This window comes from Reinekea marina (assembly GCF_030409715.1).
GTDB classification, from domain to species: domain Bacteria; phylum Pseudomonadota; class Gammaproteobacteria; order Pseudomonadales; family Natronospirillaceae; genus Reinekea; species Reinekea marina.
Window position 1 is genome coordinate 2,612,909 of the sequence record NZ_JAUFQI010000001.1, and the last position, 20,288, is coordinate 2,633,196.

Sequence of the window (20,288 nt, forward strand, 5' to 3'; positions counted from 1 at the left end):
AACCAATTGCCTCAGGGAATCTACTCTCAATTCGTGACAAAAGCGCGCGAACGTCGCCCTTAGCTAAGGATGTACTTTCAATGTTCTTCATCAGATTGGTTCGATGAAATGAAGCGGAATTAGTCATCGTTTATCCTTATCTAAAAGTAACGTTTACGTTTGTGGTTAGTTGGCGCGTAGCAGAAACTAATCCACAACACGTATTTGTTAAGTGGTTTAGACTTCCATTGCATAGCGTAATTCAACTAGTCCTGTCTTGGGATGTATAGTCTTGCCATTATCAGGCTTCATGCCACAGTGCTTGTAGAAATTAGATCCTAATTTATTCTCTTCAAGAACCCACAAAACAATTTTAGTAAACCCTGCTTCAGTAAGAGATGCTTTAGCTTTTTGGAAAAGACGATAACCTAAACCAGTACCAACTAACTCGGGGCGTATATATATAGACGTTATTTCGCCTATGTTTTCGGAGCCTAAATCATTACCCCGATATTCTGAGACGTGAACAAAGCCTGTAATTTCACCTTCGTTAGACTCTGACACGTACATTGGCAGGGAGCTTTCCTGCAAAACTAGCTTCCAATTTTCGCTACGCTTGCTGTAATCAAGAGAGTCTAAAACTTGGTCTTCGATGATACCCTTGTAAGCGAATCTCCATGAATCAACATGTACTTTTGCAATTTCTAAGGTGTCTTCTGAGTTTGCTTCACGTATCACGATAGTCCTTAACCTTTATACACTTAACGCAAAGCACTGCGGCGAACGACAGTGAGTCCAGTGCCGTAGGCACGATGCAGCTGCGCCTTGTTACAAGTAGTGGCTTATGGCTCTTAACTATCACGTGCCCACGTGCTTTTTAATTTATTGTTTTCCATCAAGCTCCGCTTTTGGTGCAGTATTTCAGCTTGATGGCCTTTAAATTTGGTTGCCAGCTTAACGAGGCTGGCTATTCACTCTACCCTAGCTTGGGAGCGATGACTATTGCGTACAAGCTAGCCGGTTAAATTTGTGCACCGATGCACTAAAAACCACAAGTTTATACGAGCAAAGCTAAATTTAGGTACAGACTACATTCAATCGTTTCAAATGGTTTTCTACCTGTAACGCTTACAGCTGTGGCGCATGTTTTTCGCGTCCACTGCCTGTGTTTGTTAAGAACCAAGCCAGATTAGCTCGATTCGCAATCCAGATGGCTCGTTAAACATCATGTGTTTTCGAGGGCCACCTGATAATAATTCAGGGGAAAACTCTACCTTGCAGTTTTCAAGCTTACTTATCTTTCGATTTAACTCGTCAAGCTGTTCCTCAGTAGAGACCTGTATAGCTAAATGATGAAGCCCTACATTTTTACGTCGATTGAAAGGCTCGCCTTCTAGAGACTCATCTACTTGCCAAAGCGTTAACTTCAGATTTCCATCAGAAACTGCAGTTCTGGGATACGAAGGGTCAAACCCAGATTCTTCCCAACCAAGCACTGTAACAAAAAAGTCCTTTGTAGCCTGCAAATCACTAACAGATAAACCTAAATGATTTATTCCTTGAGTTTCTGGCACAGTATTCCCCTTGATAGTTCTTAACGTTGTACACAGTGGCGAGCGTATGCGAGTCCAGTGCCGTAGGCACGATACTGCTGTACCTTGTTAATGTGCATTGACCGCCACTGCCTTAAATTTTAGATTACAAAAGCCTAAATACTATGACCTTTGCCACGAATTAGTGCCTTTAATATGCCAGTGACTAAGCGTTTAGGCCACTAGATATTTAAGCTATTCACGAGGAAACTGGTGCTAAATTAAAAGACAATTACTACAGAGTGCCATTTAGTATTAAATATCCCTCTTCTGCACAATAACGCCCCTATTCAACGGCGAGGAGCTTTTACCGAGTCCGTTGCAATGGTTTGTTAAGTTTTAGTAGCGACCAATGCAATATATTAAACACTCCGCAACCCATAAATAATGCTATGGCTCCCGCCCCAATTAGAAACGGCCAAAACAAAATATACATATGCGATGCCCCCTCATAAAAATCGGGACGTTCGCGAATAAATATTAAGTAGAGCCAAACGGCTAAACTACCTAATAGAACTAAGTCTGAAGCAGCCCTATAAACGTTAATTCTTAATATCGTGAAGCTAGTTTGATAGGATGCAAAGAATGCCATAAAAGCAGGTAGTGCCGTAAGAACTCCGAAGATTATTACAGCAAATACAGCATTTAGACTGATCCCAGCTTCATAAGTGTCAAGAGCAGCATTAAGGCTCCCCATTAGTCCTAGAAAAAACATAAGCTTAAAGCGAATATCCAACTCCTTTTAAAAAACTTAACGCCCGGCTAACCGCGCAAATGTTTGATGGCGGCTTTTTTGCGGCCCTTTGCAAAAAAGGTGGCAGCAAATATTTGTCCGGTTGAGCCGCTTGTTAAATGGTTTTTTCATTGTCGCATGTAACCTTTGAACTCTTGAAGGCTACCTGCAATTTTTATTGCTGTATCTGGTGACATGCCTATAGCAGGCATATAAAAAACCTCACCTTGGTCATTAACAACCAGGAGCTCACCGCCACCGTTACCGCCGAAAGTAACAAAACCCGGCGCATATTCTTTTAGCTCGTAATCTTTGTTGAACTCTTCGATTTCTTCAGGACGCCACAAAACATACCATTCAGGCTCTACCGAAAGCTCTCCTTCGATGTAACCTTCATCAATCCATGATTCTAGAGTTTGCTTAATTGCTTCGATGTTCATATTTACCATTTAACGTCTAAATAACTGGCGAAATTACGCGCCAGCGTGATTGAGTCCAGCGCGTACCCCGAAGGGGTATTTTACGCGCGAGGTTCATTTACTTGTTAGAAGGAGGCCTTAGCACCAGAGCTGCACTTTGACTATTAACATTATGAAACTGCTCGATTTCAGCCATTTCACTAGAACTAAACCCTAGAAGAATTTTCACTTCTGCATCTCTTTTAAACAAGTCAACTGTGGTTATAACACCCGTAACAGAAGTACCGACCTCTTTTACCCATACATCAATGCCTTCCCCATCACCGCCTATAGTACTTTCTAAATAACCATAATTGTACGGATAAACGATTCTCTCGAACTTTGGATGAGTACTATTCTTCGGACGATCGATTACTACTTGCGATTCCGAAACCAGTTTATCAAGTGCGTCCCAGTAGTTCATTTAATGCCTTCTAACGCCTTTGTCAGTTGCGTTTTGGTTGGAGTGGAGTTTTGGGGTAAAGTGGCGAAGCCACCCCAAAACGGAGCGTAGACCAAAACGTCAACTGGACAAACTTGTTAGGCATTTAGTTGTTTTCTCGCAATAATGTTAGATATGAGCGCTCTTTATCTTTATTGGCCCATGTTTCAGCAATGTGCTCAGACAAGCCTGGAATATCTTGCTCCAATGTGGACGGCCACAAACAAGGGTTGTAGTCAAAAACTCTTAGCATATGGTCAATGTCAAAAATGGGTGCTGTGCCTTTTGCTCTAATTAAACATACAGGCTTATTAAAGGCGATCCTCATACCAAGCTCAAACAATACGTTTGGATTATGTTCCGTCAAATCAACTATCACCAAATCAGCAGCATCGAGATCATTAACAATTGTGGATTGTATGATTTCACTACCAGACTTCTTTGCTGTTTTGGCATTAAAATTGGCTTTTACCGCCGCTGGTGTAATTAGGTGTTTAAGAACTTCATCAAAGTACCCTTTTGGGTAATTTGATGTTTTCTCAGAAAATGGCATAGCTACAAATGCTACAAGTTCACCGCTATTACTGGATTCCCCAAGCAAAATAGAGCCAGAGCTTGAACTCTCAATATTTCCGCTAGCTTCGCTATCAGAGACTCCCGTTTTTGCTTGAATCTCATTTATGTATTTGAGGTTTTTCTGGTAAAGATCATAAAACTCGTCCTGATGAAGTTCATCGACCTCGAATTCAGTTTTTAGTGTGTTTTTCAAATACTGAATTTCAGGTAAGTTACTACCCTGATAGTATTCATAAACCTTCTTAAACAAATCTACATTTAAAAATGCTTGTTTAGTAGCTTCATACTCTTCATCCGGTGTCTTTGGGTAAGCCAACTTTTTCCCAATCTCATCAATCTCTATTTTGGGCGTATCTCTTGTGCCAATCGTTAATCCGTAATCGCGAGAGGAAGCGGTCAAATAGAAGAAATTGTTTCCTTTTCCCATACCGAGAGCTTTAGCAACTTCAGTAGGTGACCAAGGGTTTCCAGCATTAAACTCCTTAATGACATCAAGAACTTTTTTACTTTCTTCGATGCTACTTTGAGGGAAATTCTTCTTTGGCTTAGCCTTTTTCTTGGCGGGCGTCTTCTTTACCTCCGGCGTGGTAACTTCCACCTTAGGGCTATCATCTATTTCCGTACCTTTTGATTCTTCACTCATTTACAAAATCCTATCTCGATATTAAAGTGTGGATGCCTAACGAATAGCACTGCGGCGAACGACAGTGAGTCCAGCACCGAAGGTGCGATGCAGCTGCTACTTGTTACAACTAGTAGCTTGTGGCTCTTAACTATCACGTGCCAACGTGCTTTTTAATTTATTGTTTTCCATCTAGCTCCGCTTTTGGCGGTGTATTTTAGCTTGATGGCCTTTAAAATTGGCTGCCAGCTTAACGAGGCTGGCTTTTCACTCTACCCTAGCTTGGGAGCGATGACTATTGCGTACAAGCTAGCCTATAAACTTTGCTAACCTTTGAATTCAAAACCACAATTTTATACGAGAACAACTCAATTTTGGTGCTGGATTCAGTTATTAACTTTGAATGCCCTTCCACCTGTAACGCCCCTATTCAACGGCGAGGGGCTTTTTCCGAGTCCGTTGCAATGGCTTGTTACTTTCGAGATTTCTTATGATGAAAAGACTGAAGGCTCTTCTCGAACCCTAGTTTCTCATAAAACGCCTCTTTCTCAGGTTGAGCCCCAAAAAACAACGATGTTGGTGCTTCCTCTTTAGCTAGTTCAAATAGCTTAGTTCCGATACCTTCACCTTGCCATTCAGGCAAGACAAATGCTTCTGGTATTGTAGAGAAAAAGTAACCATCAGTTAGAATTCTAAGGCACCCTATCAAACTACCATTATCTCTAGCGCTTAGGTTGATAGTTTTCTCTAACGCAGCCTTAGCTTTTTCACGATCGTACTCACCTGGCCAGTTGCTATTTGCTAGTGAAAGAAATTCATCTATTCCAACATGCGAATCTACCTGATATTTCACCTTACCTTCCGAAAGTAACGCAAAGCACTGCGGCGAGCGTGAGCGAGTCCAGTGCCGTAGGCACGATGCAGCTGCGCCTTGTTACAAGTAGCGGCCTGTGGCTCTTAACTATCACGTGCCAGCGTGCTTAATTATTTATTGTTTTCCATCAAGCTCCGCCTTTGGTGCGGAAGTTTAGCTTGATGACCATTAAACTTGCTTGCCAGCTTAACTAGGCTGGCTAATCACTCTACCCTAGCTTGGGAGCGATGGCTATTGCGTACAAGCTAGCCTGTTAAAGTTGTGAATCGTTGCACTCAAAACCACAAATTAATACGGGCAATACTATTTTTTGGTACAGATTAAATTCAATAGTTTCAAATGGTTTTCCACCTGTAACGTCTTTGTTTAAGGGCTAGCGAATGCGAGTCCAAAGCCCGCCCGCTTAAGTGGGCATAAGGCGGGCTTGCCTTACAACTGCTTGTTACAAACCTAGTTGCTGATAGATTCATATCTTTGAAGCACCCATTTACCATCTAGCAACTTAAAATACAAACTAAGGCTGATACCATTCTCAACACCCTCAAATGAGAGAACTCGTTCACCTGTATTCTCTACGGTCTTTTGAAAATTGTCGTAGATTATTAAGTCGTAGCAATTTGTTTTGCAGTGAAACTTATTGGGCCCAGGTAGATACTCCCAATCTACCGAATACCTTGTTTCCTCAATATACTCTTGCGTTTTGTCGTCGTAGTATTCAAAAGTATACTCACTTGCAACATACTCCGACTGAGATATCTCATTCCCGAAGAACTCATATAAAAACAACCGAAAGTCTAAAGTTTGATCGGAAAGTGCAAATCCTGAGATAAAGAATACTAATATTGATCTATATAGATTTTGCACAGCACTTTCCTGGTTTGTAACGTTTTTAGCACGCGCGAGTTTACGAGTCGCAGTGCCTATATTTGTTAATGCGGCTTACTCCACCGCCAATTTAAGTTTCCGCTGGATGGCTCTGAAATTCGAACCCACCCTATATCTTCCAATTCGTGCCATATTTCAACAAGTGGATCGTTATGCAATTCAATCCAGCAATATCTTTTATTCACATTACCTTCTAAGCAGTCACCTTTTCTTCTTGTGACTTTTACTTGGAACGTTGAGTCACCGAGAAGAACAGAAGATCTACCCTCTCCTAGATATTCCAGTACCAGAATGTTATCACCAACTTCCTCTCCTTTAACCTCGCTATTTTTACGAGTAATCCTCCCATATCCAGGATTGATTTTTAAAAGTACATTTTTTACGTTATAACTTTTCTCTAACTCCACTAAACCTACAACTAACGCATCAACATTTGGTTTTGAATAGATTACATCTCCACTTAAATATGATTGCTCTGCGACTGCACAGTCATATCGGTAGCATTCTATCTTACTAATCGTTTCGGCAAAGCAAAGCAGAGACATAAATAAACACAAGCAACCAATTATTAATTTCATAAGCTCATTAACGTTGTACACAGTGGCGAGCGTATGCGAGTCCAGTGCCGTAGGCACGATACTGCTGTACCTTGTTAATGTGCATTGACCACCACTGCCTTTATTTTTAGATTACAAAAGCCTAAATACTATGACTTTTGCCACGAACTAAAGCCTTTAATATGCCAGTGGAAAAACCTTTAAGCCACTGGAAATTTAAGCTATTCACGAAGAAACTGGCGCTAAATTAAAAGACAATTACTACATAGTGCCATTTAGTATTAAATATCCCTCGTCTGCACAATAACGCCTAGCTAAACCGCGCGTCTTTTAGCGTCTGATTTCAGCGTATTGTTATGTGATTTTTGATACATACTTTGCCACCCAAAATTTCCTAAGAAAATAGCCACCTATGCCAGAAGCTAAGTATATAACTAAATAAACTTGAATTGGCCAGCTTACAGGCTCAATGGAAATCCAGTAAATGTAACCTGCAGCAAAGCCAAAAATAAGAGCAACTAAGGGTATTCCAACTAGCACGCGCCACCAGGAGAAGCCCCTTGAATAAAACAACTCATATAACCGCCACAGCCCTCGACTACGAAGTAACACTGTGTTTTCAATACTAGATGATTGGGTAATTCCAATTATCAACCCCAAGACCATTACAAGTAAAACTTGAATAAGAACATTCATATTTTAAGCACATAACGCCAAAATAACTGGCGAAATTGCGCACCAGCGTGATTGAGTCCAGTGCGTACCGCGAAGCGGTGTTTACGCACGGAGTTCATTGCCTTGTTAAGGATATGCAGGCCAACGGTTTTTTAGTTTTCGTTAACTTAACATCATAAATTTTTGCACTACCATCATCAAATATTATCAATCCTGAAAGATCTCCGATATAGGCTTCCGTTGGATGGCTAAGTCCTAAAAAATCATCCAAGTATAAAATTCTTTCAAGCTCTACTTCGTCTCGCCATACGATGGCTCTCGTATTATAACGATCGATGTAATAAATGTTCTCTTTAGTCTGACAGGTATATGTCCATTTATACTCTCCGATAGGGATATTTGTTTCGTCAAATGCAAAGTTGTTTGTCATCAAAATACACAAGAAGATGAATCTTAGAATATAGTGCACTGTTTCTATTCCTTAACGCCTTTATTTTGTGGCGAGTTTACGAGTCCAAAGCCCACTTGCGAAGCGAGGATGTTGGGCTTGAACAACAATTTCTTGTTAGGCTATTGGTAGTACAATTCATCAGGCTGTTTACCAATATTATCTGGTTCCAGTGGTTTCGTAAATTGTACGGCCAATATAGTGTCATGCCCTTCCATCTTGGCCTTACAAACACGGTGCATACCGTCCATTATTCTACCTTCGCTACATAAAATAATTGGATAGCTAAGGTCAGCTTCGTAAATTTGTTTCGCGTGCTGAATTATATCTTCGCACTTAGCTTCCATTCCGGGCATAAAACCGAACCAATAGTTCTCTTTGAGCTCTCCAATTTCCTCCACCTTTTTTTCGAAAACCGGAAAGTCTTTGGATAATTCAATTAATTTTAGAACATCCCACGACAGTAACCCTAGGGTGGAAGGTCTAAAATGATATTGTTGATGTAATTTATTTTTCATAAAGCCTAACGCCCTTGTTTTGCGGCGAGTATACGAGTCCGAAGCCCGCTTGCGAAGCAAGTCTCTTGCGGGCTTGAACAACAATAGATTGTTAAGTATAAATCAGCCACTGAACATACTTTGAAACTGACATTACCCATAAAACTATCGCAAGCATACCACCAATTCGAAGATACTTACTTTTAGTTAAATACCTCCAATTAATAGCTAGTATAATGAGAAAGATAGCTCCTAGAAGATCGGGCACAATACTAAAGTCTATCTTTCCTTGAACAGTCATCATTGAGGTTGGTCCACCATTCCCCCCAATAACTTCAGCGTTCATTAGCCACGAAAATAAGCTTGGAAAAAAGGTTAAACTAGCAATGAAAATTACTATATATAAAGGATACAGCAGTATAAATAGAATCAGAATTTTCCGATAAATTATTGAATTCATTCAGTACCTTTATACTTAATGCCAAGCTAAGCGGCGGGCGTTAGCCCGTCCTTGCTTGAGCGCCTTGTTAAGTGTTTGTAGCCGCATTTAAACCAGTAAATGCCAATACCTACCATAGGTATGCTTATGCCAAACGATCCAAAACTGGTAATAAAGTTTGAACCTGTATATTGAGGTTGAGTTTCGACAAACACGTTATATAAAACCCAAACGATTATCGCGGACCCGATTCCAATAGCTAGGATTGCCATCACAAAGTAAATTAATCCTTTAATAAGCCACATGCTTCATTCTCAATTGACACTTAACGCCCCTGTACAGTGGCGCAATGTAGCGCCAGCGAAATTGTGTCCAATGCCCGCCGCGGAGCGGTTGTTTGCGGGCATGAACTGCTACGGATTGTTATGTGAAGTACTTTCTCCGTAACTCTCAAAACCTTGAAGCCACTTTACGCCCTGTGAGGAAACGGATAAAACCTCATACTCGTTCTGAGGTGTAAATGACTCATCCCCAACTATAAATTCTGTAACCGTGTATATACGTTCGCAAGTCTTCCACCCTGTGCACGGACATTTATTTGGTGGAAAATCCCAAGGTATAGCAGCCCTTCGTTGAAGCTCAGCTAAAGCTTCATCAAAACTTTTAAAGTCTCCTTGCCATTCCGCATGGACTTCATCTTCTATAGAGAATCTACGCATTCAATTACACATAACGCAAAGCACTGCGGCGAACGACAGTGAGTCCAGTGCCGTAGGCACGATGCAGCTGCGCCTTGTTACAAGTAGTGGCTTGTGGCTCTTAACTATCACGTGCCCACGTGCTTTTTAATTTATTGTTTTCCATCAAGCTCCGCTTTTGGTGCAGTATTTCAGCTTGATGGCCTTTAAATTTGGTTGCCAGCTTAACGAGGCTGGCTATTCACTCTACCCTAGCTTGGGAGCGATGACTATTGCGTACAAGCTAGCCGGTTAAATTTGTGCACCGATGCACTAAAAACCACAAGTTTATACGAGCAAAGCTAAATTTAGGTACAGACTACATTCAATCGTTTCAAATGGTTTTCTACCTGTAACGTTGTACACAGTGGCGAGCGTATGCGAGTCCAGTGCCGTAGGCACGAAACTGCTGTACCTTGTTAGTTGCTTTTCTCTCGTTTTAGCCTTTGAATCCCTGGTAATGCTCCAAGATGCGAAACCAATTGGTTGACTCCTACTTGATAAATATCTCTTGTTGTAGCTTCCTGAGGTGGTTTCATAAAAAGGCTATGCTCGTGCCATTTAAGGTTCCCACAGAGCTGCTTCACTCTGTTATCGCTGAATGATGCTGTAATCTTGTGAGCAAATTCATTTCTGATTTTTCCAACGGTCTTAATATCCTTGTATACCAGTTCTGGAATTACACCAAGTAAATATAGTAGCCTTGCTCTTGGGATTAACCCATTCAGAGGTCCTATCGAGTCACTCAAGAGTTCTGCTACCTCTTTAGGATCATCAATGAAAGTAGCCTCAACTATTTCCTTTATCAGGCTTTCAATATATGCACAGCCGACAATCACGATTTCCCGATCATTGTCATGCTCATAATCAAATGAACTAAAAAATTCTAAAAGCCGTTCAGTTTCTGAGTTCAAGAGCTCTCCTGACGCAACTAACGCAAAGCACTGCGGCGAACGATAGTGAGTCCAGTGCCGTAGGCACGATGCAGCTGCGCCTTGTTACAAGTAGTGGCCTGTGGCTCTTTACTATCACGTGCCAACGTGCTTAATTATTTATTGTTTTTTACCAAGCTTCGCTTTTGAAGCGGTATTTAAGCTTGATGTCCTTTAAATTTGGCTGCCAGCTTAACGAGGCTGGCTATTCACTTTACCCTAGCTTGGGAGCGATGACTATTGCGTACAAGCAACCCTTAGAGAGTTGTGAACTGCTACACTTAAAACCACAAATTAATAAGGGCAAAACTATATTTTGGTGCAGGATTCAATTATTAGCTTTGAATGCCCTTCCACCTGTAACGTCTAAATAATAGGAGCGCGCTTTATGCGCGTCCTTATTAATTTACTTGTTACTTTCCAGTAGACCACTGTCACTGCTGTTACTAATGCAGTTGCAATGATCGCGATTATCGAGAATGAAATTAGTGATACACAAGTCAAAACCAGCAACCATCCTGCCAAATACCAGAAAATAACCTCCTGTATTGCTTCGCTACAGCTTACAGGGAAATTCTTTAGCGAATGCAAGACATAGCCAACGGGCGGAAACACTAATGCAGCTCCAGCAATACACCATCCAACTAGTCCGCCAATAAACAGGCCAGCTATGATAGCTAAAGGTGCCAGAAACATTGAAAATATTCTAATTAATATTCCCAAAATGTTAATTAACTCTGTCTTTACTTCATTATTCATATAGAAAGTAACGCCTTGAATAAGCCGCCGATTTGGAGCGATAGCGGAAAATCGGTCGGCCTAATTCACTTGTTAAAACACATCGGCCGATTAATACAATTAACCATGATGACCTCGCCTATAGTGACATGAGTGAGACCGCAATTCTCATGAGGAAACCGAACTTTATGTGGCAAAGCTAATATGTTGTTTATCAGCTCTCTTAGCATATGGCCATGAGTTACCACCAAAATCCTTTGACAAGGTTGAGACAGAATTACCTCCTTGGTCCGTCTCACGCGGGCTAGAAATGCACCTCCAGTTTCATTTTGAGAGGGGTAGTCATAACCAGCCCCGTGACTGAAATACTTGGGTTCTTCCTCATCATGTGAACCAGAGAGCAATAACTGCCCTTCAGCTAAGCAAGAATGAACTTCTATATTTTTCTTTGCGAACTCAGAAAACGGTCTGACGGTTTCCAAAGCTCTAGGATATGGAGAGCTCAAAATGCTATCGATTTCCAGTGCAAGGAGGCCCTCAATGATGCTTTGTGCCTGATGATGACCGTGTTCAGTAAGCGCATCATCGCTTCCGGTTGCTAATCCGCCTTCACGATTTGTTTCGGTTTCTGCATGCCTAAGGAGAAATATTTCCATACTTTCCGTGCTCTAACGCAAAGCTTAGCGGCGAGCGACTGCGAGTCCTACAGCCCGCCGCGAAGCGGTGTATTTTAGGGCTGTATTGCTACAGCACTTTGTTAAGGTTGAAGCTCAAAAGGCTCTACCTTAGTTCCTTGGTGAAAAATAACCTTCCACCCGTCTTCAAACTTTTGCCAAAAGCTACTTCTATGAGAGTAAGTGCCACTATCAGCTTCATGACTCTTAATATACGCTCTAAATACCAACTGGCAAAATTCGGGATTAATTTGCCTAAATTCGAAATCTTGCACTTTAGCAGACCAAGATTGCTCAGTGGGAAGTCGTTCCAAAATGCTATCTAACCCAAAATAAGAACCACTAGCACCTATTTCCTTAAACCCTGGAGCGATCCGTTCAAGCAATTCAGTTTTTGATTTTCGCACTTCAATTGTGAGTAGCGACTTCTCTAAACTGATGATTTGGGCTTCAAGATCCATAAAAACCTTAACGTCCGTAGCAGTTGCGCGGGCTTTTTCGCGTCGACTGCCTGCGTTTGTTATGAATTGCGATGCAACTCACTTTCTATACTGTTTATCAGCTCGAAAAGTTCAAGCTGGTTTGTGTAGTACTCTTCGATTTCCCCAAAGGATCTATAATTAGAGATATTGAATCCTTCCTCGATATCGTTATACCAAATTACCTTGTTGCCGGCTAAAGCTACTACCCAAAAGCCGCCTCCTTCATCACCCAAGGGAGGGCACTTCCATTTCGTAGGCTTGACCTTCAGGAGCTCCCATAATTTTAGTGTTGGGCCTTCAAGTGCTTGCTCAGAAAGCCAAATATCTTTCTCGAGCTCGTTAAGGGTTATTGGTTTCCAACTACTCATACTAATTCATAACGCCTAGCTAAACCGCGCGTCTTTTAGCGTCTGATTTCAGCGTATTGTTATGTGATTTTTGATACATACTTTGCCACCCAAAATTTCCTAAGAAAATAGCCACCTATGCCAGAAGCTAAGTATATAACTAAATAAACTTGAATTGGCCAGCTTACAGGCTCAATGGAAATCCAGTAAATGTAACCTGCAGCAAAGCCAAAAATAAGAGCAACTAAGGGTATTCCAACTAGCACGCGCCACCAGGAGAAGCCCCTTGAATAAAACAACTCATATAACCGCCACAGCCCTCGACTACGAAGTAACACTGTGTTTTCAATACTAGATGATTGGGTAATTCCAATTATCAATCCCAAGACCATTACCAGTAAAACTTGAATAAAAACATTCATATTTTAAGCACATAACGCCAAGCTAAGCGGCGCAGCTTTGCTGCGTCTGATCTTCCCCCGATAAAATGGACACCTCGGGATTCACGCTGCCATTTGTTCATAATTAATTGGTGACATATACCCAATACCTGAGTGTAACCTCACCGTATTGTAAAATTTATTTATATACCTGCTAAGCTCAGATCGCAACTCTTCTATTCCTTTAAAATAGGTTTGCCGGATTAACTCACCTTTTAAGGAATGGTAAAACGATTCCATGAACGCATTGTCTGTACAATGTCCTGGTCGATTGACACTGTGATGCATACCATATTTTACCAATTCAGATTGAAAGACCGAGCCCGTAAATTCAACACCTCTATCGGTGTGAAAAATAACATTTTTTGGGTTTCGCCCTTTTTTAATGACATACCTTAAAGCGGTTGTCGTTAACTCCGTTGTTCTAGAATAGGATAATGACCAACCCAATATCCGGCGCGAGTATTGATCCATGATCGTTGCTAAATACGTCCACTTTCCTTGTAATTTAATATAGGTTACATCGGCGACCCAAACTTGATCCGGTGCCGTTGCAGCGTCGCGCGCTAATAATCGATTTTCACCTTTCGCTATGAAGCGTTTAAGTCCTGGCATTCGCCGCGTTACTTTGGTGACCCTGGCTTTGAGCCCTGCTTCACGCATTAGCCGCTCGACACGCTTCTTAGCGATGCGGTAACCGCTCTGACGCAGGGATTCATAGACTCTAGGACTGCCATATCGTCCGTGACTGTCGTCAAATATCTTCGTGATCTGTTTTAACAATTGCTGATCGGACAATGCCCGATCTGTTGTCCCTCGCTGACGCCATGCATAGTAGCCGCTGGGCGATACCTGCATCCAACGACAAAGGTTACGTACCCCTATTTCTTTTCCGTATCTGTGGATGAACCCAAATCGTTCTGATGTTGATCCGCCAGATACTGTTGCCACTTTTTTAGAAGGTCATTTTCCCTCTTTAATCTATCGATTTCTTTTTTTAACTGAGCGTTCTCAGTTATTTGCTTCGCCGATTTCACTTTGCGTTTCTTTGACAAACCTACTCGCCTTTTTCCATCACCTTGAAGATGGCCTTCTCGATACTCTTTGCGCCAACGGGACAACATAAATGGATGAATACCCAAGCCTTCCGCAACCTGAGAACTTTTAATATCAGGTTGATAGCTCATTTTAACAGCTCGAACTTTAAACTCTGTTGAATACTGCCACGTTTTACGTGGATTATTATACTTTGGCAAAATTACCTCCAGATGCGTTATCTAGAGGTGTCCACTAAAACGGGGGAAGTTCAGTCCTTGCTTGAGCGCCTTGTTATGCCTTTACTCGGTAACACTAAAATTTACCTTAGTGCCATCGGGAAGGTCTTTGATTTGTAAATTCATTTGCCCTGACATTGCAAAGTGAACCTCAATGTCTGTTAGCTCAAAGTTATCTGGCTCGTACTTGCCACCCAAAACAGGTAATTGCTTGAAGCCGAATAATTTACCTTGCTCAAGAGTTGCCCCTTGTTCTTTGAGCTGCGCAACAACAGGGACTAAAAACCATTCATGAATTAATTCGTTGTCTTGGAGCTTACCTTGAAACTCTTCATATGAATCTGCGACCTTTTCAAATTCTGCGCTACCAGTTATTAGCCAGAATATTTCACCAGTTTCGGACTGCAGGAATGCATCGCCAACTGAAGTTATTAGAATAGGTAGGGCTGAACCAACAAGCCATTGCCAGTCTTCTATCAATTTAGTTCGATCAAGATGCTCGAAGTCAACCGTAAGATCATTCCAAGTTAAAGACACCAAACGCTCCTTGAGGCATAACGCAAAGCACTGCGGCGAACGACAGTGAGTCCAGTGCCGTAGGCACGATGCAGCTGCGCCTTGTTACAAATAGTGGCCTGTGGCTCTTAACTATCACGTACCAACGTGCTTAATTATTTATTGTTTTCCACCAAGCTTCGCCTTTGGTGCGGAAGTTTAGCTTGATGACCTTTAAACTTGCTTGCCAGCTTAACTAGGCTGGCTAATCACTTTACCCTAGCTTGGGAGCGATGACTATTGCGTACAAGCTAGCCTATTAAAATTGTGAACCGTTGCTCTAAAAACCATAAATTTATACGAGCAAAACTATATTTCGGTGCAGGATTCATTCAATAGTTTTAAATCCCCTTCCACCTGTAACGTTTTGCACACCGGCTAAATTGAACGCCAGTGAGATTTAGTCCAAAGCCCGGTACGGGCCGGTGCTGCTACTTGTTAGGCTTTACGTGCAGCTACCATTAAATACTCGCAAGAGTACCCTGCACCAGAAGTGTAACCAACCGCTCTTTCCTGTTGTGATACCACAAACCCGGAATTAACAATGAAATCATTGATTTCCGATTCAGCGTAAGCAGTGTGAACTACTTCTCCACTGTAGGTATTTCTAGGAAGCTTTGTATTATTTGGGTCATGTACCTGAAAGCTGATAAGGGCTATACCACCTGGTTTTGTTATTGCTGCTACTTCTTCCATGAAAAACTGTATATTGCTGAGAAATTCAGAAAACCCAAGAGCAACCACAAGATCATTAGGCTGTTCAAACAGTTGAGAAAATGACTTATCCAAATCCATTTGAATTGTCTTGTTGTAGCAGGCTTTAGACTCAGCATATCGAATCATATTCTCTGAGATGTCGATTCCTGTAATATGTGCGTCTGCAAAGGAGTTTCTCAACACTTCACCGAGTACACCGTTGGCACAGCCCAAATCTACAATAGATGAGCAAGTAAACCTGTTGGCTTCTAGGAATCGAGATAACCAATCAGGGCCAATATACATACTACTATCTACAAGATCCGAATATCTATGAGCAGTTTCGTTATACAGTTCTTCTACGTTCATGTACTTATCTGTGAGCCTAACGCAAAGCACTGCGGCGAGCGTGAGCGAGTCCAGTGCCGTAGGCACGATGCAGCTGCGCCTTGTTACAAGTAGTGGCTTGTGGCTCTTAACTATCACGTGCCAACGTGCTTAATTATTTATTGTTTTCCATCAAGCTCCGCCTTTGGTGCGGAAGTTTAGCTTGATGACCATTAAACTTGCTTGCCAGCTTAACTAGGCTGGCTAATCACTCTACCCTAGCTTGGGAGCGATGGCTATTGCGTACAAGCTAGCCTGTTAAAGTTGTGAACCGTTGCACTCAAAACCACAAATCAATACGGGCAATACTATTTTTTGGTACAGATTAAATTCAATAGTTTCAAATGGTTTTCCACCTGTAACGCAAAGCACTGCGGCGAACGACAGTGAGTCCAGTGCCGTAGGCACGATGCAGCTGCGCCTTGTTACAAGTAGTGGCTTGTGGCTCTTAACTATCACGTGCCCACGTGCTTTTTAATTTATTGTTTTCCATCAAGCTCCGCTTTTGGTGCAGTATTTCAGCTTAATGGCCTTTAAATTTGGTTGCCAGCTTAACGAGGCTGGCTATTCACTCTACCCTAGCTTGGGAGCGATGACTATTGCGTACAAGCTAGCCTGTTAAATTTGTGAACCGTTACACCTAAAACCACAAATTAATATGGGCAAAACTATATTTTGGTGCAGACTACACTCAATAGTCTTAAATACTTTCCCACCTGTAACGCCCCGCTAAACGGCGAGCGTCAGCGAGTCCGGTGGAGGCCACGCCTTTTGTGGCCGGAAAGTATTTGAGCGGCTTGTTAACTGTGTCTTCGCTCCATTGTGATTAGACCCGCAGTATTCATACCACGTTGCCAAGCTCTATTTGTCCAGTATGTTCCTTTTAAAACTGTTTTTTCTTCCTTAACTATGATCTCTAGCTTGGCCGCCCCGTCAAAGAGTCTATCATCTGTTTCTTTAGGAATCGGAACTGACGCTTCAAAAATATAACTTAGATAGAAAGTTCCTGTACGAGGATCTCTATAAAGCTCGCTCTGTATCACCTTACTTTCTTGGTAACCGTCCAATGACCTCAATGCCAAGCTAAACCCAAACAAATCCGCCTTAACGGTCAATTCAACTTCTTTTGTTACTTTGTTGCCGTTTTCGTCGGCATAACTTGAGTGGATCTCTCCCAACCACTTCCCGTTGAGGTTTGGACACACAGATTTATGCAGGATCGCCCCGAGAAATGGGAGTTTCCAGAAAGCCAACCATCCCCATTTCCCAATGACAAAAATAACAAAGACAAATATTAGCGTTATCGGCGCTGTAAGCTGAAAAGAGTCACCAAAGGTATTCCAGGAAAGCTCTCCACCATTAGGGCCCATTAGCAGGATCAATGCAGAGAGAAATAATGCTGAAAAAATAGCGAGTAATAGCTTTAATAACCCGAGTTTCGGAAATACCTTCCACATATTTATCTACCTTTAAAATAATTTTTCCTGGGAGGATTTCTTAGAGGTCTGGAAAGCCCAGTTATGCGAACTTTAACTGCACCCATGCCCTTTATATTGTTCTTATCAAACACCAAGCATTCCATATAGTGGGTGCCGCTATAACTGCAACCCTCATACCGCTCCTCGCTAACAGAAAGTACCGAAGTATGGCCAAGATCGTTGACTCTTTTTGCTTCCGCATCTTGATTTCGTACAATCCAATGAACTTCGGCAGTTTCACTATAGTCAGCGTCATTCTCTATTGAAAAATAAAGCTCTTCATCACGAAACACCTTTATTTCATCTTTCACACCACTAGATAGAAGCTTCTTATTTTTGTCTAAATGACGAACTTTAATTTTAGGGGGAACTGTTATTGCGGGAAGGTTTGTATTCTTGGATACTTCATCAATCCTTTCAATAAAAGGAGGAAACATGTGTTCAAATGTTGCGCTCCACAGAACATATTGCTGGAGACTATCCTCTGATTTATTGATAAATTCACACACATTTTTTAATGAATCTGATCTATTTTTAATTTTTTGATATTCATTTCCTTTGAAACCAAACAAATCCCCTCCGCCGCAGGGATTGTCTAGCGAGTCATTTTCGATAATGTAATTCATAACATTTACTGCGGTTTGAATGAAGGCGTCATCGTCATCATCCGCCTCAACATATAGATCTGCAACTAACACCGTAACTGCTATTGATGGAATTCGAATTTCATCTTCCTTTCCTTTGATCGCAGTCCAAACCTTTAGATATTTGATTATCCTTCTAAGCTGAGCCAAAGATTTTGGCGTTAAACTCGATAATTTTTTATTGAACCAATCCTGAAGCGCTTTCGGGTCACTATCAACCCACTCGTCCGATTGAACTGCTAGCTTACAAGTGTCTGTTTCAGCATCGTAATAGTAGATAGGTATATCAATATGGAAAGATGAAGGATAAATCAGCCGCTCGCAGCTCGTTTTACTATCCCCGACTTTGGCTTCAGGTCTATTTGAAACATACCACTCAAGAATGCTTCTATTAACCTGCTTTACATCTAACGCAGATAATCCTTCGTCTTCTGCATTGCATAAAACATATATTCCAACATCAATGTCAAATTCATCGCCCTTTTGTATAGGCCTTACAAGGGTTTGATTTTTATAGGAACCTTGGAGCCAATGTCTTACTGGAACTTCCAGTGATGAGGAAAGCTCGGGCTTGATTAGCTCAAGTAGCTTATCTTTCTTGGCTCTAGCATCTTCCAATTGTTCTGGCGTCAACGAAATACGTGTAAAGAGTGTTTCATTTTCGTTATTCTCAAAAAACAGCTTAGCGCTTAATCCCATTAATTTATTTCCCTATGGCTGCGTACGTACACCGGACAGTTAACGCAAAGCACTGCGGCGAACGACAGTGAGTCCAGTGCCGTAGGCACGATGCAGCTGTGCCTTGTTACAAGTAGTGGCCTGTGGCTCTTAACTATCACGTGCCAGCGTGCTTAATTATTTATTGTTTTTCACCAAGCTTCGCTTTTGACGCGGTATTTAAGCTTGATGGCCTTTATACTTGGCTGCTAGATTAACGAGGCTGGCTATTCACTCTACCCTAGCTTGGGAGCGATGACTATTGCGTACAAGCTAGCCTGTTAAATTTGTGAACCGTTGCACCTAAAACCACAAATTAATACGGGCAAAACTATATTTTGGTGCAGGATTCAATAATTAGTTTTGAATGCCCTTCCACCTGTAACGTATAGCACTGCGGCGAACGACAGTGAGTCCAGCACCGAAGGTGCGATGCAGCTGCTACTTGTTACAAGTAGTAGCTTGTGGCTCTTAATTGTCACGTGCCAACGTGCTTATTTATTGCTTGTTTTCCACCAAGCTCCGCTTTTGGTGCGGTATTTCAGCTTGATGGCCTTTAAATTTGGTTGCCAGCTTAACGAGGCTGGCTATTCACTCTACCCTAGCTTAGGAGCGATGACTATTGCGTACAAGCTAGCCTACTAAAATTGTGAACCGTTGCTCTAAAAACCATAAATTTATACGAGCAAAACTATATTTCGGTGCAGGATTCATTCAATAGTTTTAAATGCCCTTCCACCTGTAACGCAAAGCACTGCGGCGAACGACAGTGAGTCCAGTGCCGTAGGCACGATGCAGCTGCGCCTTGTTACAAGTAGTGGCCTGTGGCTCTTTACTATCACGTGCCAACGTGCTTAATTATTTATTGTTTTTTACCAAGCTTCGCTTTTGAAGCGGTATTTAAGCTTGATGTCCTTTAAATTTGGCTGCCAGCTTAACGAGGCTGGCTATTCACTTTACCCTAGCTTGGGAGCGATGACTATTGCGTACAAGCTAGCCTTTGAAAGTTGTGAACCGTTGCAATTAAAACCACAAATTAATACGGGCAAAACTAATCTGTTGGTGCAGGATTCAATAATTAGCTTTGAATGCCCTTCCACCTGTAACGCAAAGCACTGCGGCGAACGACAGTGAGTCCAGTGCCGTAGGCACGATGCAGCTGCGCCTTGTTACAAGTAGTGGCCTGTGGCTCTGAACTATCACGTACCAACGTGCTTAATTATTTATTGTTTTCCACCAAGCTTCGCCTTTGGTGCGGAAGTTTAGCTTGATGACCTTTAAACTTGCTTGCCAGCTTAACTAGGCTGGCTAATCACTCTACCCTAGCTTGGGAGCGATGACTATTGCGTACAAGCTAGCCTGTTAAAGTTGTGAACCGTTGCTCTAAAAACCATAAATTTATACGAGCAA

39 protein-coding genes and 1 pseudogene are annotated in these 20,288 nt (G+C 41.9%); 11 read left to right on the forward strand and 29 right to left on the reverse strand.

From position 1 onward, the window contains the following. Window positions 1-216: 216 nt before the first annotated feature. The 6 genes from QWZ13_RS14130 to QWZ13_RS14155 form a co-directional block, all read right to left on the reverse strand. Window positions 217-717, reverse strand: a complete 501-nt coding sequence (locus QWZ13_RS14130; RefSeq protein WP_290282342.1) for a GNAT family N-acetyltransferase — start codon at window positions 715-717, stop codon at window positions 217-219. Next, entirely contained in the window at window positions 707-841 is a 135-nt protein-coding gene (locus QWZ13_RS14135; RefSeq protein ID WP_290282343.1) for a hypothetical protein, read from the reverse strand. The genes QWZ13_RS14130 and QWZ13_RS14135 overlap by 11 nt, the downstream gene beginning before the upstream one ends. A gap of 195 nt (window positions 842-1,036) precedes the next feature. Then, entirely contained in the window at window positions 1,037-1,162 is a 126-nt protein-coding gene (locus QWZ13_RS14140) for a hypothetical protein (RefSeq protein WP_290282344.1), read from the reverse strand. Beyond that, complete coding sequence (locus QWZ13_RS14145) at window positions 1,152-1,505, reverse strand: VOC family protein (protein WP_290282345.1); 354 nt, start codon at window positions 1,503-1,505, stop codon at window positions 1,152-1,154. The genes QWZ13_RS14140 and QWZ13_RS14145 overlap by 11 nt, the downstream gene beginning before the upstream one ends. Window positions 1,506-1,878: 373 nt before the next feature. Further along, entirely contained in the window at window positions 1,879-2,268 is a 390-nt protein-coding gene (locus QWZ13_RS14150) for a hypothetical protein (RefSeq protein WP_290281954.1), read from the reverse strand. Window positions 2,269-2,432: 164 nt separating this feature from the next. Continuing rightward, window positions 2,433-2,744: an SMI1/KNR4 family protein gene (locus QWZ13_RS14155; RefSeq protein WP_290282346.1), complete on the reverse strand. Its 312-nt coding sequence runs from the start codon at window positions 2,742-2,744 to the stop codon at window positions 2,433-2,435. Between the two features lie 364 nt (window positions 2,745-3,108). On the opposite strand from QWZ13_RS14155, the gene QWZ13_RS14160 reads away from it, so the two are divergent. Next, on the forward strand, window positions 3,109-3,276 hold the full coding sequence (locus tag QWZ13_RS14160) for a hypothetical protein (RefSeq protein ID WP_290282347.1): 168 nt from the start codon (window positions 3,109-3,111) through the stop codon (window positions 3,274-3,276). Between the two features lie 34 nt (window positions 3,277-3,310). Here the strand turns inward: QWZ13_RS14160 and QWZ13_RS14165 are convergent, their stop codons facing one another. Beyond that, a complete protein-coding gene (locus QWZ13_RS14165) occupies window positions 3,311-3,805 on the reverse strand; it encodes a TIR domain-containing protein (protein ID WP_290282348.1) in 495 nt (164 codons plus the stop codon). 614 nt (window positions 3,806-4,419) lie between these two features. Continuing rightward, window positions 4,420-4,560, reverse strand: coding sequence for a hypothetical protein (locus QWZ13_RS14170; protein WP_290282349.1), 141 nt, complete (start codon window positions 4,558-4,560; stop codon window positions 4,420-4,422). 46 nt (window positions 4,561-4,606) lie between these two features. Between QWZ13_RS14170 and QWZ13_RS14175 the strand changes: the two genes are divergently transcribed. Continuing rightward, the gene (locus tag QWZ13_RS14175; protein WP_290282354.1) at window positions 4,607-4,732 is read left to right on the forward strand and encodes a hypothetical protein; all 126 of its coding nucleotides are present in this window, start codon (window positions 4,607-4,609) and stop codon (window positions 4,730-4,732) included. Continuing rightward, complete coding sequence (locus QWZ13_RS14180) at window positions 4,726-4,896, forward strand: hypothetical protein (RefSeq protein ID WP_290282355.1); 171 nt, start codon at window positions 4,726-4,728, stop codon at window positions 4,894-4,896. Before QWZ13_RS14175 ends, QWZ13_RS14180 begins: the two co-directional genes overlap by 7 nt. Here the strand turns inward: QWZ13_RS14180 and QWZ13_RS14185 are convergent. From QWZ13_RS14185 to QWZ13_RS14195, 3 genes are all read right to left on the reverse strand, one after another. Next, entirely contained in the window at window positions 4,875-5,255 is a 381-nt protein-coding gene (locus tag QWZ13_RS14185; RefSeq protein ID WP_290282356.1) for a GNAT family N-acetyltransferase, read from the reverse strand. The two genes, QWZ13_RS14180 and QWZ13_RS14185, sit on opposite strands and share 22 nt — an antisense overlap. 356 nt (window positions 5,256-5,611) lie before the next feature. Continuing rightward, window positions 5,612-5,746: a hypothetical protein gene (locus tag QWZ13_RS14190; RefSeq protein ID WP_290282357.1), complete on the reverse strand. Its 135-nt coding sequence runs from the start codon at window positions 5,744-5,746 to the stop codon at window positions 5,612-5,614. Then, complete coding sequence (locus QWZ13_RS14195) at window positions 5,727-6,140, reverse strand: hypothetical protein (protein WP_290282358.1); 414 nt, start codon at window positions 6,138-6,140, stop codon at window positions 5,727-5,729. Before QWZ13_RS14195 ends, QWZ13_RS14190 begins: the two co-directional genes overlap by 20 nt. Window positions 6,141-6,192: 52 nt before the next feature. Here QWZ13_RS14195 and QWZ13_RS14200 point away from each other — a divergent pair, with 52 nt between their 5' ends. Next, complete coding sequence (locus QWZ13_RS14200; protein ID WP_290282360.1) at window positions 6,193-6,381, forward strand: hypothetical protein; 189 nt, start codon at window positions 6,193-6,195, stop codon at window positions 6,379-6,381. A gap of 691 nt (window positions 6,382-7,072) precedes the next feature. Here the strand turns inward: QWZ13_RS14200 and QWZ13_RS14205 are convergent. Next, a complete protein-coding gene (locus QWZ13_RS14205) occupies window positions 7,073-7,330 on the reverse strand; it encodes a hypothetical protein (protein WP_290282361.1) in 258 nt (85 codons plus the stop codon). Between the two features lie 558 nt (window positions 7,331-7,888). Here QWZ13_RS14205 and QWZ13_RS14210 point away from each other — a divergent pair. Continuing rightward, on the forward strand, window positions 7,889-8,113 hold the full coding sequence (locus QWZ13_RS14210; RefSeq protein WP_290282362.1) for a hypothetical protein: 225 nt from the start codon (window positions 7,889-7,891) through the stop codon (window positions 8,111-8,113). 251 nt (window positions 8,114-8,364) lie between these two features. Here the strand turns inward: QWZ13_RS14210 and QWZ13_RS14215 are convergent, their stop codons facing one another. Both QWZ13_RS14215 and QWZ13_RS14220 read right to left on the reverse strand, forming a co-directional pair. Next, window positions 8,365-8,499: a hypothetical protein gene (locus QWZ13_RS14215; protein WP_290282363.1), complete on the reverse strand. Its 135-nt coding sequence runs from the start codon at window positions 8,497-8,499 to the stop codon at window positions 8,365-8,367. Between the two features lie 325 nt (window positions 8,500-8,824). Next, window positions 8,825-9,082 carry a hypothetical protein gene (locus QWZ13_RS14220; protein WP_290282364.1) on the reverse strand — a complete coding sequence of 86 codons (258 nt, stop codon included), beginning with the start codon at window positions 9,080-9,082 and terminating at the stop codon, window positions 8,825-8,827. Here QWZ13_RS14220 and QWZ13_RS14225 point away from each other — a divergent pair. Then, window positions 9,081-9,224: a hypothetical protein gene (locus tag QWZ13_RS14225; RefSeq protein WP_290282365.1), complete on the forward strand. Its 144-nt coding sequence runs from the start codon at window positions 9,081-9,083 to the stop codon at window positions 9,222-9,224. The two genes, QWZ13_RS14220 and QWZ13_RS14225, sit on opposite strands and share 2 nt — an antisense overlap. Before the next feature lie 709 nt (window positions 9,225-9,933). Here the strand turns inward: QWZ13_RS14225 and QWZ13_RS14230 are convergent. Together QWZ13_RS14230 and QWZ13_RS14235 are read right to left on the reverse strand one after the other, a co-directional pair. Beyond that, window positions 9,934-10,428: an MltR family transcriptional regulator gene (locus QWZ13_RS14230; RefSeq protein ID WP_290282367.1), complete on the reverse strand. Its 495-nt coding sequence runs from the start codon at window positions 10,426-10,428 to the stop codon at window positions 9,934-9,936. Beyond that, a complete protein-coding gene (locus QWZ13_RS14235) occupies window positions 10,412-10,546 on the reverse strand; it encodes a hypothetical protein (RefSeq protein WP_290282368.1) in 135 nt (44 codons plus the stop codon). Before QWZ13_RS14235 ends, QWZ13_RS14230 begins: the two co-directional genes overlap by 17 nt. A gap of 46 nt (window positions 10,547-10,592) precedes the next feature. Between QWZ13_RS14235 and QWZ13_RS14240 the strand changes: the two genes are divergently transcribed. Next, the gene (locus QWZ13_RS14240) at window positions 10,593-10,820 is read left to right on the forward strand and encodes a hypothetical protein (RefSeq protein WP_290282369.1); all 228 of its coding nucleotides are present in this window, start codon (window positions 10,593-10,595) and stop codon (window positions 10,818-10,820) included. Here QWZ13_RS14240 and QWZ13_RS14245 read toward each other — a convergent pair. The 3 genes and pseudogenes from QWZ13_RS14245 to QWZ13_RS14255 all read right to left on the reverse strand — a co-directional run bounded on the left by QWZ13_RS14245 (window position 10,813) and on the right by QWZ13_RS14255 (window position 12,319). After that, window positions 10,813-10,950 (reverse strand): hypothetical protein, encoded by a 138-nt coding sequence (locus QWZ13_RS14245; RefSeq protein WP_290282370.1) that lies wholly within the window; start codon window positions 10,948-10,950, stop codon window positions 10,813-10,815. The two genes, QWZ13_RS14240 and QWZ13_RS14245, sit on opposite strands and share 8 nt — an antisense overlap. Window positions 10,951-11,381: 431 nt before the next feature. Beyond that, window positions 11,382-11,840, reverse strand: a pseudogene (locus tag QWZ13_RS14250) (histidine phosphatase family protein); the annotation flags it as partial. A gap of 101 nt (window positions 11,841-11,941) precedes the next feature. Beyond that, window positions 11,942-12,319, reverse strand: a complete 378-nt coding sequence (locus tag QWZ13_RS14255; RefSeq protein ID WP_290282371.1) for a nuclear transport factor 2 family protein — start codon at window positions 12,317-12,319, stop codon at window positions 11,942-11,944. A 71-nt stretch (window positions 12,320-12,390) separates the two neighbouring features. Between QWZ13_RS14255 and QWZ13_RS14260 the strand changes: the two genes are divergently transcribed. After that, window positions 12,391-12,537 carry a hypothetical protein gene (locus tag QWZ13_RS14260; RefSeq protein ID WP_290282372.1) on the forward strand — a complete coding sequence of 49 codons (147 nt, stop codon included), beginning with the start codon at window positions 12,391-12,393 and terminating at the stop codon, window positions 12,535-12,537. Further along, entirely contained in the window at window positions 12,488-12,727 is a 240-nt protein-coding gene (locus tag QWZ13_RS14265; RefSeq protein ID WP_290282373.1) for a hypothetical protein, read from the forward strand. Before QWZ13_RS14260 ends, QWZ13_RS14265 begins: the two co-directional genes overlap by 50 nt. 40 nt (window positions 12,728-12,767) lie before the next feature. Here QWZ13_RS14265 and QWZ13_RS14270 read toward each other — a convergent pair whose 3' ends face one another. The 9 genes from QWZ13_RS14270 to QWZ13_RS14310 form a co-directional block, all read right to left on the reverse strand. Beyond that, on the reverse strand, window positions 12,768-12,953 hold the full coding sequence (locus QWZ13_RS14270) for a hypothetical protein (RefSeq protein WP_290282374.1): 186 nt from the start codon (window positions 12,951-12,953) through the stop codon (window positions 12,768-12,770). Between the two features lie 237 nt (window positions 12,954-13,190). Then, a protein-coding gene (locus QWZ13_RS14275) for an IS3 family transposase (protein WP_290280507.1) occupies window positions 13,191-14,383 on the reverse strand; the annotation gives its coding sequence in 2 pieces (ribosomal slippage) (window positions 13,191-14,086 and window positions 14,086-14,383; 1,194 coding nt in all). Window positions 14,384-14,464: 81 nt separating this feature from the next. Continuing rightward, on the reverse strand, window positions 14,465-14,938 hold the full coding sequence (locus QWZ13_RS14280) for a T6SS immunity protein Tdi1 domain-containing protein (RefSeq protein ID WP_290282375.1): 474 nt from the start codon (window positions 14,936-14,938) through the stop codon (window positions 14,465-14,467). Continuing rightward, entirely contained in the window at window positions 14,919-15,056 is a 138-nt protein-coding gene (locus QWZ13_RS14285) for a hypothetical protein (protein WP_290282376.1), read from the reverse strand. Before QWZ13_RS14285 ends, QWZ13_RS14280 begins: the two co-directional genes overlap by 20 nt. Window positions 15,057-15,394: 338 nt before the next feature. Then, the gene (locus QWZ13_RS14290; protein ID WP_290282377.1) at window positions 15,395-16,138 is read right to left on the reverse strand and encodes a class I SAM-dependent DNA methyltransferase; all 744 of its coding nucleotides are present in this window, start codon (window positions 16,136-16,138) and stop codon (window positions 15,395-15,397) included. A gap of 159 nt (window positions 16,139-16,297) precedes the next feature. Next, window positions 16,298-16,498 carry a hypothetical protein gene (locus QWZ13_RS14295; RefSeq protein WP_290282378.1) on the reverse strand — a complete coding sequence of 67 codons (201 nt, stop codon included), beginning with the start codon at window positions 16,496-16,498 and terminating at the stop codon, window positions 16,298-16,300. A gap of 341 nt (window positions 16,499-16,839) precedes the next feature. Next, complete coding sequence (locus tag QWZ13_RS14300) at window positions 16,840-17,244, reverse strand: Cap15 family cyclic dinucleotide receptor domain-containing protein (protein ID WP_435407122.1); 405 nt, start codon at window positions 17,242-17,244, stop codon at window positions 16,840-16,842. Between the two features lie 254 nt (window positions 17,245-17,498). Further along, window positions 17,499-18,860: a CBASS cGAMP synthase gene (locus QWZ13_RS14305; RefSeq protein WP_290282379.1), complete on the reverse strand. Its 1,362-nt coding sequence runs from the start codon at window positions 18,858-18,860 to the stop codon at window positions 17,499-17,501. Continuing rightward, complete coding sequence (locus QWZ13_RS14310; RefSeq protein WP_290282380.1) at window positions 18,860-19,000, reverse strand: hypothetical protein; 141 nt, start codon at window positions 18,998-19,000, stop codon at window positions 18,860-18,862. The genes QWZ13_RS14305 and QWZ13_RS14310 overlap by 1 nt, the downstream gene beginning before the upstream one ends. Before the next feature lie 241 nt (window positions 19,001-19,241). Here QWZ13_RS14310 and QWZ13_RS14315 point away from each other — a divergent pair, with 241 nt between their 5' ends. Next, complete coding sequence (locus QWZ13_RS14315) at window positions 19,242-19,523, forward strand: hypothetical protein (protein ID WP_290282381.1); 282 nt, start codon at window positions 19,242-19,244, stop codon at window positions 19,521-19,523. A 65-nt stretch (window positions 19,524-19,588) separates the two neighbouring features. On the opposite strand, the gene QWZ13_RS14320 is transcribed toward QWZ13_RS14315, so the two are convergent. Next, entirely contained in the window at window positions 19,589-19,720 is a 132-nt protein-coding gene (locus QWZ13_RS14320; protein ID WP_290282382.1) for a hypothetical protein, read from the reverse strand. A gap of 46 nt (window positions 19,721-19,766) precedes the next feature. On the opposite strand from QWZ13_RS14320, the gene QWZ13_RS14325 reads away from it, so the two are divergent. Beyond that, entirely contained in the window at window positions 19,767-20,012 is a 246-nt protein-coding gene (locus tag QWZ13_RS14325) for a hypothetical protein (RefSeq protein ID WP_290282383.1), read from the forward strand. Window positions 20,013-20,288: the final 276 nt, after the last annotated feature.

What these genes read in the sequence shown, in the direction of transcription:
- QWZ13_RS14155 (WP_290282346.1), bottom strand. Translation starts at nt 2,744, where the DNA reads ATGAACATCGAAGCAATTAAGCAAACTCTAGAATCATGGATTGATGAA.
- QWZ13_RS14160 (WP_290282347.1), top strand. Translation starts at nt 3,109, where the DNA reads ATGAGTACTATTCTTCGGACGATCGATTACTACTTGCGATTCCGAAAC.
- QWZ13_RS14255 (WP_290282371.1), bottom strand. Translation starts at nt 12,319, where the DNA reads ATGGATCTTGAAGCCCAAATCATCAGTTTAGAGAAGTCGCTACTCACA.
- QWZ13_RS14215 (WP_290282363.1), bottom strand. Translation starts at nt 8,499, where the DNA reads ATGGGTAATGTCAGTTTCAAAGTATGTTCAGTGGCTGATTTATACTTA.
- QWZ13_RS14190 (WP_290282357.1), bottom strand. Translation starts at nt 5,746, where the DNA reads ATGAATCTATCAGCAACTAGGTTTGTAACAAGCAGTTGTAAGGCAAGC.
- QWZ13_RS14150 (WP_290281954.1), bottom strand. Translation starts at nt 2,268, where the DNA reads ATGGGGAGCCTTAATGCTGCTCTTGACACTTATGAAGCTGGGATCAGT.
- QWZ13_RS14260 (WP_290282372.1), top strand. Translation starts at nt 12,391, where the DNA reads ATGCAACTCACTTTCTATACTGTTTATCAGCTCGAAAAGTTCAAGCTG.
- QWZ13_RS14220 (WP_290282364.1), bottom strand. Translation starts at nt 9,082, where the DNA reads ATGTGGCTTATTAAAGGATTAATTTACTTTGTGATGGCAATCCTAGCT.
- QWZ13_RS14305 (WP_290282379.1), bottom strand. Translation starts at nt 18,860, where the DNA reads ATGGGATTAAGCGCTAAGCTGTTTTTTGAGAATAACGAAAATGAAACA.
- QWZ13_RS14225 (WP_290282365.1), top strand. Translation starts at nt 9,081, where the DNA reads ATGCTTCATTCTCAATTGACACTTAACGCCCCTGTACAGTGGCGCAAT.